Origin of the sequence: Amycolatopsis kentuckyensis (assembly GCF_041679295.1) — a bacterium.
In the GTDB taxonomy this organism is placed as follows: domain Bacteria; phylum Actinomycetota; class Actinomycetes; order Mycobacteriales; family Pseudonocardiaceae; genus Amycolatopsis; species Amycolatopsis kentuckyensis_A.
The window spans coordinates 432,260-445,858 of the sequence record NZ_JBGDMD010000007.1 but is presented as its reverse complement, the minus strand read 5'-3'; the positions used below and the strand labels follow the sequence as shown (position 1 = coordinate 445,858).

Here is a 13,599-nt window from a genome sequence, read left to right as displayed (position 1 = left end):
TTTTCCCGATTTGACCGAGCCGGGGGCCGTCCAGGTACGTATGACCGTTGGGTGAGGTGGACGAACTCGTCACGAGAGGACGTCCCCCGGTGTTCGGAAAACGCTACACAGAGCAGCTCATCGAGCGCAGCGCGGAGAACGCGACCGACCGCCGCCGCTTCCTCAAGGCTGCGGGAGCGGCGGGACTCGGCGTCGCGGGCGCCGGTGCGCTCGGTACCGCGCTGTCGCTGGGCCTCGGCTCGGCGGGCGCGACTTCGCAGTACCCGGAGCAGAACGCGCAGGACGCCGCCGCCAGCGACGCCGCGGTGCTGAACTTCGCGCTCAACCTGGAGTACCTCGAGGCGAACCTGTACTCGTTCGCCGCCTACGGCTACGGGCTGAACGAGAAGTACGTCAACGGCGTCGGCAACCTCGGCAAGGTCTCCGGCGGGCACGCCGTCAAGTTCAAGAGCGAGCACACCAAGCAGATCGTCCAGGAGATCGCCGGCGACGAGGTCGCCCACGTGAACTTCCTGCGCAAGGCGCTCGACAAAGCCGCCGTCGCGCAGCCGGAGATCGACTTCCAGAACAGCTTCACCGCCGCCATGCAGGCGGCCGGGGTGATCAACGAGAAGCAGACCTTCGACCCGTTCGCCAGCGAGAACAACTTCCTGCTCGCCGCGTTCCTCTTCGAGGACGTCGGCGTGTCGGCCTACAAGGGTGCGGCGCCGCTGGTCAACAACAAGACGTTCCTCGACGCCGCGGCGGGCATCCTCGCGGTCGAGGCCTACCACGCGGGCATCGTGCGCGGACAGCTGTTCGAACGCGGCCTCGGCGACGTCACGAACAAGATCTCCGACGCCCGCGACAGCCTCGACGGCAAGGCGGACGACGACGAAGGCGTGCTCAAGGACGGCAAGGCGAACCTCGTGCCCGCGGACGCCAACGGCATCGCGTTCGGGCGCTCGGCCGACCGCGTCCTCAACATCGCCTACCTCAACCCGGACAAGGTGTCCTCGGGCGGCTTCTACCCCCGGGGCCTCAACGGCGACATCGCCACCAGTGGCGCCAAGGAGTGAGCGCCGCGTGCCGCCCTCACGGTAACGTCGTGAGCGGCGGCACGCGGAGTTCACGAGGGGGCGCGGGGTGCGGGTACTGGTCGCGGGTGGCGGGATTTCCGGCACGGTCACGGCGATGGCGCTGAAACTGGCCGGGCACGACCCGGTCGTCTTCGAGGCCTACCCGGCCGGCGGGGACGACATCGGCGCGTTCCTCACGATCATGCACAACGGCATGGACGCCCTGCGCGCGATCGGCGCCGACCAGCCGGTGATCGACAGTTCCTTCGCGGCGTACGGCGTCGAGCTGGTCGCCCCGACCGGCGAGACGATCGGGCGGCGCGAGTTCGACACCGACGGGCCGCGCACGATGACCCGCGCGGCGCTCTACCGCGTCCTGCAGAACGAAGCCGCGCGCCGGGGCGTCCCGATCGAGCGCGGCAAGCGCCTGGTCGGCGCGAAGCCGGACGGGGCCGGCATTGCGGCCGAATTCGCCGACGGCACCACCGAAACGGGTGACGTGTTGGTCGGCGCGGACGGGTTGCACTCGGTGGTCCGGAAGCTGATCGACCCGGACGCCGACGCGCCGCGCTACACCGGCCAGACCATCGTCTGGGGTTACACCCGGGCGCCCGGGCTGCCGCCGGCGGCCGGGATCTACCGGATGGTCCGCGGCAGCAAGGCGGCCTTCGGGTTCACGACCGGCCCCGATGGTGCGACGTTCTGGTTCGCCCGCATTCCCGATCCGGAGCGCTCCCGCGAGGAGATCGCGGAGGTGACGCCGGCGGGGTGGCGCGAGTTCGCGCACGCGGCGTTCGCCGGGGAACCGTTGCCCTGCACGGACATCATCGCCGCCACTGGCGAAGAGGTGTTCGGCGGTCACTCCTACGACCTCCCGCGGACGCGGATCTGGTCGACGCCGGAGATGGTGCTCGTCGGCGACGCCGCGCACGCCGCGGCCCCGGCCGACGCGCAGGGTGCGTCGATGGCGATCGAGGACAGCGTCGTTCTCGCGCAGTGCCTGCGCGACCTGCCCGACCCGGCCTCGGCTTTCGCGGCGTACGAAGGACTTCGGCGCGAGCGTGTCGAAAAGCTGGTCGCGTCGAGTTCAGGCCAGGACGTCGGCGAAAAGCCGGGCTGGGTCTACGCGCACCACATCGACTGGGACGCGAAGATCCGATGAGTCTCGGTCCGCCGCCGCAGCGCATCTCCGTCGACGCGGACCAGGTGCGGCGGCTCGTCGCCGAACAGTTCCCGCAGTGGGCGGATCTTCCGGTCCGCCCGGTCGCCGAGGGCGGCTGGGACAACCGGACCTTCCACCTCGGCGACGCGATGACCGCGCGGCTGCCCAGCGCGGCCGAGTACGCCTTGGCGGTCGAAAAGGAACAGCGCTGGCTCCCGGTGCTCGCGTCCCGGCTGCCGTTACCGATCCCCGTCCCGCTGGCGGAAGGCCGGCCCGGCGCGGACTACCCCTTCGCGTGGTCGATCCACCCGTGGCTGGACGGCGAGCCCGCGCGGCCGGAGCGCGTCGCCGACCCCGTCGGGTTCGCGGCCGACCTGGCCGGGTTCGTGGCGGCGCTGCGGAGCCTCGACACCGCCGGCGCGCCCCGGCCGGGCAAGCACAACTGGTTCCGCGGCGGCACCCTGCGGACCTTCGACGAACTGGTCCAGCGTTCCCTCGACGGCCAGGACTGGGCCCGCGAAGCCTGGCAGACCGCGCTGGACACCCCGTGGGACGGCGTCGAAAGCTGGTTCCACGGCGACATCGCCGAGGGGAACCTCCTGCTCGCCGACGGCGAACTGGCCGCGGTGATCGACTTCGGGACGTGCGGAGCCGGCGATCCGGCCTGCGACCTGGCGATCGCGTGGACGCTGTTGACCGGCGACGGCCGGCGGGAGTTCCGCGAGCGCCTCGCCGTCGACGACGCGGAATGGGCCCGCGGCCGCGGCTGGGCGCTCTGGAAGGCACTCGGCACGTACGCCCGCACCCGGCGCCGCGACGACCGCGAAGCCACCGAATCCCGGCGCGTGCTCGACGAAATCCGCGCGGAGTACCAAGTCTGCCGCGGCTCGTCGTGAGTGAGAAACAGGGTTAGAACACTGTTTCTCACTCACGACCGGGTGCCGCAGGAGTCGCGGACCACCAGTTTCGTCGGCAGCCGCACCGGATCCGGGGCCACCCCCGTGTCGATCATCGCCAGCAGCGCGCCCGCCGCCGCCGTGCCGAAGCCCGGCTTGTCCTGGGCCACCGTCGTCAGCGCCGGGTCCACCAGGGACGCGACCTCGATGTCGTCGAACCCCACCACCGCCAGGTCGTCCGGCACCCGCAGCCCGGCCGCGCGGGCCGCCAGCAGGGCGCCGACCGCCATCTCGTCGCTGGCCGCGAACACCGCCGTCGGCGGGTCCTTGCGGGCCAGCAGCCGACGCATCCCGACGAACCCGCTCTCGCGGTAGAAGTCCCCGGTGACCACGTAGTCCTCGCGGGCCGGCAACCCGGCTTCGGCCAGTCCGCGCAGGTAGCCGTCGGTGCGGGCGGCCGCGGGGGCGTTGCCGCGCGGGCCGGTGATCGTCGCGATCCGCTGGTGCCCGAGCGCGGCCAGGTGCCGGACGGCCTCCGCCGCGCCCGCGGCGTTGTCCGACGTCACGTAGGTCGCCCGCGGCCCGGACAGCGCCACGTCCACCGCGACGCACGGCAGCCCGGACTGGGCGAACGTGCCGAACGCGTCGGCGTCCGTCCCGCTGTCGATCAGCACCAGCCCGGCCAGGTGGTGGCGGCGGGTCATGCTCACGTACGCGATCGGGTCGGCCAGTGACACGCCCGGGTTGCGGTCGCGGGCGTCGTCGCTCGTCGCGAGCAGCAGCAGGTGGTAACCGTGCGAACTGAGCGCGGATTTGAGGCCCAGCAACAGGTCCTGCAGGAACGGGTGCCGCCAGCCGGGCCGCCGGTGGTCGGTGTCCCAGACCAGCCCGACCATCGCCGAGCGCTGCCGCGACAGCGCCCGCGCCGACTCGTTCGGCGAGAAGTCGAGTTCCCGGGCGACGCGTTCGACGTGCTCGCGCGTCGTCGCGCTGACCGTGGCGGGGCGGTTGAACACCCGCGAGACGGTCGCGACCGAAACCCCGCAGAGCTGGGCGATCTCGCGGGCGGTGACCATGGTGACCTCCGATGCTGTAACCGGTTACATTGGTAGCACATGATCTCGGGCTGGGGAAATGCCAGGGTGTGTTATCACTTCGTTACTTGACGAACACCGGCTGGGAGCGCTCTCATGGGTCCCGCGTTTTCCGACCGGCCCGCAGAACAACGGAGATCTCATGCGCCCGAAAACGACAACCCGACGGACCCGCCTGATCGCCGTGGCGGGCGCTGTCCTGGCCGCGGTCACCGCGTTGAGCGCCTGCGGGAGCAGCGACGCCGGCGGTGGCGGGAAGGTCAAGCTGAGCCTCGGCCTCTTCGGCAACTTCGGCTACACCGACCTGATCAAGGAGTACCAGGCCGCGCACCCGGACATCGAGATCACCGAGCGGACCGCGTCCTACTCCGACCACCACAAGAACCTCGCCGCGCACCTGGCCACCGGCGGCGGCGCCGCGGACATCGAGGCGATCGACACCGGGTACGTCGCCCAGTTCAAGGCGAACCCGGACAAGTTCGTCGACCTCAACACCGTCGGCGGCGACAAGCTCAAGGACCGCTGGCTGGGCTGGAAGTGGGCGGCCTCGCTCGGCAAGGGCGGCCAGCAGATCGGCTACGGCACCGACGTCGGCGGCCTGGCCATCTGCTACCGCCGCGACCTCTTCGAGCAGGCCCAGCTGCCCGCCGACCGCGACGCCGTCTCCGCGCTCTGGCCCACCTGGCAGGCGTTCTTCGAGACCGGCAAGCGCTTCCAGGCCAAGGCGCCGAACGGCGTCAAGTTCATGGACGGCGGCCCGACCGTCCTCAACGCGATCTTCGGCCAGGCGCCCGTCGGGTACTACGACCAGAGCGACCAGATCGTCGTCGGCAGCAACCCGGCGCTGCGCACCGGCTGGGACCAGGTCGTCGACGCCGTCAAGGCGAACCTCTCCGCCGGCCTGCTCTACAGCACGCCGACCTGGAACACCGGGTTCACGCAGGGGCAGTTCGCCACCGTCACCTGCCCGGCCTGGATGATGACCAAGATCAAGGACCAGGCGCCGGACACCAAGGGCAAGTGGGACGTCGCGACCGTGCCCGGCGGGGGCGGCAACTGGGGCGGCTCGTACCTGACCGTGCCGAAGCAGGGCAAGCACACCAAGGAAGCCGCCGAGCTCGCCGCGTGGCTGACCGCGCCCGAGCAGCAGGCGAAGGTCTTCACCAGCCAGGGCCTGCTGCCCTCGACGCCGTCGCTCTACGACGACCCGAAGATCACCGGCTACACCAACCCGTTCTTCAACAACGCCCCGGTGGGCAAGCTCTTCACCGACGCCGCCAAGAAGCTGAACCCGCAGTACCAGGGCCCGAAGGCCGGCGACGTGCAGACGGAGTTCGGCAACGCGATGCAGCGCGTGGAGCAGGGCAAGCAGGACGGCGCGGCGGCGTGGCAGCAGCTCGTGGACGACGTCAAGAAGATCAAGTAATGGCGCTGAAGGAAACGCTGAGCTGGGCCGACCGGCGGCACAAGTGGGACGTCAAGCTGTCGCCGTTCGGCTTCATCAGCCCGTACTTCCTCATCTTCGGCGTCTTCGGGCTGTTCCCCTTGCTGTACACGGCTTTCGTGTCGCTGCAGGACCGGAACCTGCTCGACGCCGAGGGCGCGACGTTCATCGGGTTCGGCAACTACCAGCAGCTGCTGTTCCACGACCCGTACTTCTGGAACGCGATGGGGAACACGGTCAGCCTGTGGCTGCTGACCACGATCCCGCAGATCCTGTTCGCGCTCGGCATCGCGCACCTGCTCAACCGCAGGCTGCGCGGCCGGACGCTGTTCCGGATGGGCATGATCCTGCCGAACATCACCTCGGTGGCGGCGGTGACGATCATCTTCGCGCAGCTGTTCGGCCGGGACTTCGGCCTGGTCAACTGGGTGCTGAGCTGGTTCGGTGCCGGCCAGGTCGACTGGCAGGCCGGCACGGCCAGCTCGCACACCGCCATCGCGGCGATGGTGGTGTGGCGCTGGACCGGCTACCACGCGCTGATCTTCCTGGCGTCGATGCAGGCGATCCCGTCGAGCATGTACGAGGCCGCGACGCTCGACGGCGCCCGCGGGTGGCAGCAGTTCTGGCGGATCACCGTCCCGCTGCTGCGGCCGCAGATCATCTTCTCCACGGTGATCGCGACGACCGGGAACATGCGGCTGCTGGCCGAGCCGCTGCTGTTCAACCCGGGCACAGCGGCTGCCACCGGCGGCTCGGACCGGCAGTTCCAGACCGCCGCGCTCTACCTCTACGAGCAGGGCTTCACCAAGTACGACTTCGGCTACAGCTCGGCGATCGCGCTGATCCTGGCCGTGGCCACGATGCTCGTCGCGGGCCTGTCGTACCTGGTGACCCGGCGCATCCAAACGGACTGAGGAGCGGACATGACCACCGTGCTGACCCCGGCGGCCCCCGCGCCCCCGGCGGCACCCGGGCGGGCCCGGCGCCTCGTGCGCCGCGTCGCGAGCCCGTGGACCTACGCCGCGCTGATCGCGATCCTGGCCGGCTCGGCGTTCCCCGTGTACTGGTCGTTCGTCGTCTCCTCGCAGACGACGGAGGCGGTCGGGAGCGTGCCGCCGGTGCTCGTCCCCGGCGGGCACCTGTTCGAGAACATCGCGCGCGTCTTCGACGAGACGGACTTCGCGCTGGCACTGGGGAACTCGCTGATCGTCGCGGGCACGATCACCGTGTCCGTGGTGCTGTTCTCGACGCTGGCCGGGTTCGCCTTCGCCAAGCTGCGCTTCCGCGGGCGGACCCTGCTGCTGCTCATCGTCGTCGCCACCCAGGCGATCCCGACCGAGCTCGGCGTCGTGCCGCTGTACATGATGATGGCCGACTTCGGCTGGGCCGGGCAGCTGCAGGCGGTCATCGTGCCCGGCCTGGTCACCGCGTTCGGCGTGTTCTTCATGCGCCAGTACTTCGAACGCGCGCTGCCGCTGGAGCTGCTGGAGGCCGGGCGGATGGACGGCTGCGGCTCGCTGCGGCTGTTCTGGCACGTCGCGCTGCCGGCGGCCCGCCCGGCCGCGGCGGTGCTCGGGCTGTTCACGTTCATGCAGGCGTGGAACGACTTCTTCTGGCCGCTGGTAGTGCTGGTGCCGGAGAACCCGACCGTCCAAACCGCACTGTCCACCCTGGCCAGTGGCTACACCACCGACTACACGCTCGTGCTCACCGCCGCGACCATCGGCACCGTCCCCGTCCTGCTCGTGTTCCTGCTGTTCGGCCGTCAGATCGTCGGCGGCATCATGCAGGGCGCGCTCAAGGGCTGACCCTCCCGGAGATGACCGTGACCACCAGTTTCCCGCCCGGCTTCCGCTGGGGCGTCGCGACCTCGGCGTTCCAGATCGAGGGCGCCACCACCGCGGACGGCCGCGGACCGTCCATTTGGGACACCTTCGCCGGGGTGCCCGGCGCGGTGGCCGGCGGCGACACCGGCGAGCCGGCGGCGGACCACTACCACCGCTGGCGCGACGACCTCGCCCTGCTCCGCGAGCTGGGCGTCGACTCGTACCGGTTTTCGGTGTCCTGGCCGCGCGTCCAACCGGACGGGCGCCGCTTCGAACGCCGTGGCCTCGGTTTCTACCGGCGGCTCGCGGAAGCGTTGCGGGAGCAGGGGATCGAGCCGTTCCTGACGCTGTACCACTGGGACCTGCCGCAGGCACTGGAGGATTCGGGAGGCTGGCGGTCCCGGGACACGGCGCACCGGTTCGCCGAGTACGCGTCGCTGGTGCACGAGGAGCTGGGCGACGTCGTCGACCACTGGACGACGCTGAACGAGCCGTACCCGTGCGCGGTCGCGGGCTACGGCGAAGGCCGCCACGCCCCGGGCGCGCGCGAGGGGCACGGCGCGCTCGCCGCCGCGCACCACCTGCTGCTCGGCCACGGCCTGGCCGTACAGGCGATGCGCGGGCAGGCCACACCGCAGCACCAGTTCGGGATCGTGCTCAACCAGTCGCCGGTGGTACCGGTGTCGGACTCGGCCGCCGACGCGGCAGCGGCCGCGCGCCAGGACACGCTCCTGCGCAGGCAATTCACCGACCCGCTCTTCGGCGGCCGGTACGCCCCGGGCCTGGCGGCGATGTTCAGCGGCGTGTCGGACTTCTCGTTCCGCCTCGACGGCGACCTGGAGACGATCGGCGCACCGCTGGACTACCTGGGCGTCAACTACTACTACCGCCTGCACGTGGCGGACGCCCCGCACCGCGAGCCCGACCCGGCCCAGCGCACGGTGGCCGACATCGGGGTGGACACTTCGCGGCTGCCGGACGTCCCGCGCACGGGGATGGGCTGGCCGGTGGAGCCGGAGGGCCTCACGGAAGCGTTGGTGGGCTTGCACAACCGCTACCCGGGGCTGCCCCCGATGTACGTGACGGAGAACGGCTGCGTGTACGCGGACCGGAGTGATTTCGCGGACTACGAGCGGATCACGTTCCTGAACGAGCACATCGAGGCGGCCCGCGCGGCCGCGGCGGCGGGGGTGGACCTGCGGGGGTACTTCTGCTGGTCGCTGCTGGACAACTTCGAGTGGGCCCACGGGTACAAGCACCGGTTCGGCTTGGTGCACGTGGACTACGCGACGCAAGCTCGCACCCCGAGGGCGAGTTTCCGGTGGTACCGCGACTTCGTCGCGGCGCAGCGCGGGTGATGCCGAAGGGGTGAAGGCACGACCCGCCATCGGCGGTGTCCCCGCCGCGCGGGTGGCCGGACAATCGGGCGCAGGGGACGATTCCGGCTCGCCCGAGGGGAGGGCTCGCGATGCTGGTGATCGACACCGACGACGTGGACCAGGGAGATGGGTTCGCCTACTTCCGGGACGCGCTCGCCGGGGCCACCATGGGGATGGAGCTCCGCTCGGACCGGCCCGCGGGCTTCCGGGCGCGCTTGTGCGCGGCCGACGTCGGGGGCGTGACGGTGATGTCCGTCCGGTCGTGGGCGGGTTCCTACCAGGTGGCCAGGACGCCTTCGTCGATCGGCCGGTCGGACCCGGAGGCCTTCCGGGTCGTGCTGGGCGTCGGCGGCCGCAGCGCGTTCCGGCACTGTGGCCGCAGCACCGTCCTGACACCCGGCGAGATGGCGCTCTACGACAGCTCCCGGACGTTCGCCGGCCGCCGCGAGCCGGGCGGCGACGGCTGCGAGCACATCCTCGCGGCGACCTTCCCCCGTGGCGCTCTGCCGGTGGACCCGCGGGAGCTGCTGGGCGAGCGCCTGCCGGCGGGCGGCGTGGCCCGGCTGGTCCGCGACTTCCTGGTCGAGCTGGCGGACGGCGCGGTCGCCGGGCAGGCCGCCCGGGAACGGCTGGCGTGCGCCTGGCTCGACCTGCTGACGGTGCAGCTAGGTGGGCTCCTCGACCCCGTCCCCGCCCGGGACGCCGCCGACCGCACGCTGTTCCTCCGGATCGGGAAGTTCATCGACGCCCACCTGGCCGACCCGGCACTGACCCCGGACGCCGTCGCCGCGGCGCACTTCATCTCCCCGCGCACCCTCCAGCGCCTGTTCGCCCGCCACGACGCCACCGTCGCGGCCTGGATCCGCCGTCGCCGTCTGGACCGCTGCCGCGAGGAGCTGCGGGACCCGGCCCTGGCCGGGCTCACCGTCCGGGCCATCGCCGCTCGCTGGGGGTTCTCCGACCAGGCACAGTTCAGCCGCGTTTTCCGCCGCAGCTACGGCACCACCCCGCGAGCGTGGCGCGGAGAGCCAAACCCGTGACGCGCGATGCCCAACCTCCGGCCCGCCCGGTCTCCCAGACTGTGACCAGGGACCGAGAGGGAGGAAACGACATGCGCAGAACGGTGTACGCACTACTGGCCGCGGTGGTGCCGGGGGTGCTGGTCACGGGGGTGTCCGCCGCCGACGCGGCACCGGCGGCCGAAATCCCGTGCAAGAGCTACTCGAACGTGTTGATCGGCGCGTCCTACTACATGCACGTGCCATCCACGGACTGGAACACCTTCGACTACGGCTGCGTCGTGGTGCGCGGCCACCACAACGTCGCCGTGCTGGTCCTGCAGGAGAGCCTGAACGCCTGCTACCACCAGGGGATCGCGGAGGACTGGGACTTCGGTCCGGCCACCGAGCGGGCCGTGCGCAACGCCCAGCACATCATCAACAGCTACCCCACCGAACCCGTGGTCGCCGAGGACGGCCGGTTCGGCCCGCAGACCAGCGAGTACTTCGAGTTCCAGGCCTACGACCACGCGAACAACGGGCACCACGAGGGGTGGTGCGACTACCGCGACTGACGGGCTACTTCTTGTACAGCCCTTCGATGTCGTTCGCGTAGTTCTTGGTGACCACGTTGCGCTTCAGCTTCAAGCTCGGCGTGATCTCGCCACCGGCTTCGGTGAAGTCGTTGGCCAGCACCGTGAACTTCTTGATGGCCTCGGCCTTGGACACCGACTTGTTCGCCTCGTCGACCGCGGCCTGGATCTCCGCGAGGAGGTCCGGGTCCGCGGCCAGGTCCGCCACCGTGGCCGAAGCCGGCTTGCCGTGCTGGGACTTCCACGACGGGAAGTACTCCTCGTCCACCGTCACCAAAGCCGCGATGAACGGGCGCTGGTCGCCGACCACCATCGCCTGGCTGACCAGCGGGGCCGCCTTGATCGTGTCCTCGAGGCCGGACGGGGCGACGTTCTTGCCGCCCGCCGTGACGATGATCTCCTTCTTGCGGCCGGTGATCTTCAAGAACCCGTCGCTGTCCAGCTCGCCGAGGTCGCCGGTGTGGAACCAGCCGTCGGTCAGGGCCTCGGCGGTCGCCTGGGGGTTGTTGTAGTACGCCCGGAACACGACGTCGCCCTTGAGCATCACTTCACCGTCGTCGGCGATGCGGACCGACGTGCCGTTGACCGGCTTGCCGACCGTGCCGACGCGGAACGCCGTCTGGGTGTTGACGTTCGCCGCCGCGGACGTCTCGGTGAGGCCGTAGCCCTCGAACACCGGGACGCCGATGCCGCGGAAGAAGTGCGCCAGCCGCGCACCCAGCGGCGCGCCACCCGACACCGCCGCGACGCAGCGGCCGCCGAGGGCCGCGCGCAGCTTGCCGTAGACGAGCTTGTCGAACGCCAGGTGCTTGAGCTTCAACGCGAACCCGGCGCCGCCGGTGTCCTGCGCCTGGCTGTACTCGACCGCGACCGCCTCGGCGGCGTCGAAGATCTTGCCCTTGCCGTCGCCGTGGGCCTTCTGCTTCGCCGAGTTGTAGACCTTCTCGAACACGCGCGGCACCGCGACGACGAACGTCGGCCGGAACGTGCCGAGGTCGGCGACCAGGTTCTTGACGTCCGGGGTGTGCCCGAGGGTGACGCGGGCGGTGAGCGCCGTCACGGCGATCGCGCGGGCCAGCACGTGCGCCAGCGGCAGGAAGCACAGCAGCGAGTTGCCCTGCTCCATCAGCTGCGGGAACGCCTCGATGTCGGCGCGGATCTCGGCCAGCAGGTTCCGGTGGGTCAGCTCGACGCCCTTGGGGCGGCCGGTCGTGCCCGAGGTGTAGACGATGGTGGCGAGCTCGTCGGCGCTGACTTCGCGGCGGCGCTCGTGCAGCTCGTCGTCGGACAGCGAAGCACCCAGCGCGGCCAGCTCTTCGACGGCGGGGGAGTCGCCCTCGATCTGCCACGTGTTGTCCAGCTCGGTGAGCCGGTCGCGGATCTCCTCGACGGCGCCGCGGTGGGCGTTCGTCTCGACGAACACGCCCTTGGCGGCCGAGTCGGAGAGGATCCAGTACACCTGCTCGGGCGAGGACGTGTCGTAGATCGGCACGGTCACCGCACCCGCCGCCCAGATCGCGAAGTCGATCAGCGTCCACTCGTAGCGGGTCTTCGACATGATCGCGACCCGGTCGCCGCGGCCGATCCCGGCCTGGGCCATGCCCTTGGCCACCGCCAGCACCTGGCCGGCGAACTCCTTGGCGGTGACGTCCAGCCAGGTCCCGTCGACCTGGCGGCGGAAGCTCACCACGTCCGAGAACCGCTCGGCGTTCGCCCAGACGACATCGGACATGTTCTCGTCGTCGGCCACCGGCTTCCCGGCGGGAGCGCTGTATTCGCGCACGTGGACCTCCGTGTTCAACGCGTGCGGTGGGCGACACCGCTGTTACCCGCCAGTCAACTTAGCGTGGTGAGCACCTTAAGACCATGCTGATCGACCCTGCACGGCGAGGGCGTGACATTCTTCGCACGTGAACGCACCGCCCGCCATCGACGTCGTCGACGAGACGTTCCTCGCGGTCCCGCCGTCCACCGTGGCCGCCGTCTTCGCCGATCCCAGGTCGTGGACGCGCTACTGGCCCGACCTGGTCCTGGAGGTCTACACCGACCGGGGCGACAAGGGCCTGCGCTGGACCGTGCGCGGCGCGCTCGTCGGTACGATGGAGGTCTGGCTCGAGCCGGTGCTCGACGGCACCCTGCTGCACTACTTCCTGCGGGCGACGCCTGCTGATGCGGCCGGGGCGCCTCGTGCGCTGGCGCCGCGCGACCTGCGCCGGGAGTTCGACCGGCGGGCCCGCGCGGCGAAGGGGATCGCACTCGGGCTCAAGGAGATCCTGGAGGACGGGCGCGAGCCCGGCGTTCCACCGCGAACCGACAGCTAGGGGGCCAGGGGTGCGGGTACACGTCGTCTCGGACGTGCACGGCAACGCGGACGCGTTGAAGCGGGCCGGGGACGGGGCCGACGCCCTGGTCGTGCTCGGCGACCTGATCGACTTCGTCGACTACCACGACCACGAGAAGGGCATCATGGGTGCCCTGTTCGGCGCGGAGAAGGTGGCCGGGTTCGCGCGCCTGCGCCGCGAGGGCACCCGTGACGAAACCGTTGCCTACTCGCGCGAGCTCTGGGCGAGCCTCGACGACCCGGCGAGCGCCGTCGACGAGGCCATCCGCACCCAGTACGCGGCGCTGTTCGCGGCGATGACCGCGCCCACCTACGCCACCCCCGGCAACGTCGACACCCCGGCGCTGTGGCCCGAGTTCGCAGGCGAGGGCATCCAGGTCCTCGACGGCGAGGTGGCCGAGATCGGCGGCCTCCGGTTCGGGTTCGTCGGCGGCGCGCTGCTGCCCGACGGCGTCGTCCCGCGCCGCCGCAAGGGCGCTGCCTGGCGCCCCTACCTGCGGGATCGCGAAGACTACGACGCGAGCGTGGCCGCGCTGACCGAGGTCGACGTCCTCTGCACGCACGGCCCGCCCGCCCTGCCCGAGCTGACCTACGACGTCGTCGCGCGCCGCAGCGAGATCGGCTCGACGGCGCTGCTGGACCTGATCCGCGCCCAGCGGCCGCGCTGGTCGGTGTTCGGCCACGTCCACCAGCCCCTGGCACCGCGCGCCCGGGTCGGCCTGACCGAGTGCCGTAACGTGGGTCACTTCAAGGAGACCGGGCAGCCGTACGTGCTGCGTTGGTGACCGGCCGCGGCGGCTACGCTTCG

Annotated in this window: 13 protein-coding genes; 11 read left to right on the top strand and 2 right to left on the bottom strand. The window is 71.0% G+C overall.

What is annotated here, in order from left to right; translation table 11 throughout:
• Positions 1–89: 89 nt before the first annotated feature.
• From ACERZO_RS30955 to ACERZO_RS30945, 3 genes are all read left to right on the top strand, one after another.
• On the top strand, positions 90–1,058 hold the full coding sequence (locus ACERZO_RS30955) for a ferritin-like domain-containing protein (protein WP_372668496.1): 969 nt from the start codon (positions 90–92) through the stop codon (positions 1,056–1,058).
• Positions 1,059–1,125: 67 nt separating this feature from the next.
• A complete protein-coding gene (locus tag ACERZO_RS30950; RefSeq protein ID WP_372668494.1) occupies positions 1,126–2,220 on the top strand; it encodes an FAD-dependent monooxygenase in 1,095 nt (364 codons plus the stop codon).
• Entirely contained in the window at positions 2,217–3,116 is a 900-nt protein-coding gene (locus tag ACERZO_RS30945) for an aminoglycoside phosphotransferase family protein (protein ID WP_372668492.1), read from the top strand. Before ACERZO_RS30950 ends, ACERZO_RS30945 begins: the two co-directional genes overlap by 4 nt.
• Positions 3,117–3,148: 32 nt before the next feature.
• Here ACERZO_RS30945 and ACERZO_RS30940 read toward each other — a convergent pair whose 3' ends face one another.
• Entirely contained in the window at positions 3,149–4,192 is a 1,044-nt protein-coding gene (locus ACERZO_RS30940) for a LacI family DNA-binding transcriptional regulator (RefSeq protein WP_372668490.1), read from the bottom strand.
• A gap of 160 nt (positions 4,193–4,352) precedes the next feature.
• On the opposite strand from ACERZO_RS30940, the gene ACERZO_RS30935 reads away from it, so the two are divergent.
• The 6 genes from ACERZO_RS30935 (at position 4,353) to ACERZO_RS30910 (ending at position 10,432) form a co-directional block, all read left to right on the top strand.
• Positions 4,353–5,636 carry an ABC transporter substrate-binding protein gene (locus ACERZO_RS30935; RefSeq protein ID WP_372668489.1) on the top strand — a complete coding sequence of 428 codons (1,284 nt, stop codon included), beginning with the start codon at positions 4,353–4,355 and terminating at the stop codon, positions 5,634–5,636.
• Complete coding sequence (locus tag ACERZO_RS30930; RefSeq protein ID WP_372668487.1) at positions 5,636–6,568, top strand: carbohydrate ABC transporter permease; 933 nt, start codon at positions 5,636–5,638, stop codon at positions 6,566–6,568. Before ACERZO_RS30935 ends, ACERZO_RS30930 begins: the two co-directional genes overlap by 1 nt.
• A gap of 9 nt (positions 6,569–6,577) precedes the next feature.
• Positions 6,578–7,462, top strand: coding sequence for a carbohydrate ABC transporter permease (locus tag ACERZO_RS30925; RefSeq protein ID WP_372668485.1), 885 nt, complete (start codon positions 6,578–6,580; stop codon positions 7,460–7,462).
• Positions 7,463–7,479: 17 nt separating this feature from the next.
• Complete coding sequence (locus ACERZO_RS30920) at positions 7,480–8,838, top strand: GH1 family beta-glucosidase (protein ID WP_372668989.1); 1,359 nt, start codon at positions 7,480–7,482, stop codon at positions 8,836–8,838.
• Positions 8,839–8,948: 110 nt separating this feature from the next.
• A complete protein-coding gene (locus ACERZO_RS30915) occupies positions 8,949–9,899 on the top strand; it encodes a helix-turn-helix domain-containing protein (RefSeq protein WP_372668483.1) in 951 nt (316 codons plus the stop codon).
• 71 nt (positions 9,900–9,970) lie between these two features.
• Positions 9,971–10,432, top strand: a complete 462-nt coding sequence (locus tag ACERZO_RS30910; protein ID WP_372668481.1) for a peptidoglycan-binding domain-containing protein — start codon at positions 9,971–9,973, stop codon at positions 10,430–10,432.
• A 4-nt stretch (positions 10,433–10,436) separates the two neighbouring features.
• Here the strand turns inward: ACERZO_RS30910 and ACERZO_RS30905 are convergent, their stop codons facing one another.
• Positions 10,437–12,233 carry an AMP-dependent synthetase/ligase gene (locus ACERZO_RS30905; protein WP_372668479.1) on the bottom strand — a complete coding sequence of 599 codons (1,797 nt, stop codon included), beginning with the start codon at positions 12,231–12,233 and terminating at the stop codon, positions 10,437–10,439.
• A 127-nt stretch (positions 12,234–12,360) separates the two neighbouring features.
• Between ACERZO_RS30905 and ACERZO_RS30900 the strand changes: the two genes are divergently transcribed.
• Both ACERZO_RS30900 and ACERZO_RS30895 read left to right on the top strand, forming a co-directional pair.
• Complete coding sequence (locus tag ACERZO_RS30900) at positions 12,361–12,771, top strand: polyketide cyclase / dehydrase and lipid transport (protein ID WP_372668477.1); 411 nt, start codon at positions 12,361–12,363, stop codon at positions 12,769–12,771.
• A gap of 10 nt (positions 12,772–12,781) precedes the next feature.
• Positions 12,782–13,576 carry a metallophosphoesterase family protein gene (locus ACERZO_RS30895; RefSeq protein ID WP_372668475.1) on the top strand — a complete coding sequence of 265 codons (795 nt, stop codon included), beginning with the start codon at positions 12,782–12,784 and terminating at the stop codon, positions 13,574–13,576.
• The last annotated feature ends 23 nt before the right edge of the window (positions 13,577–13,599 follow it).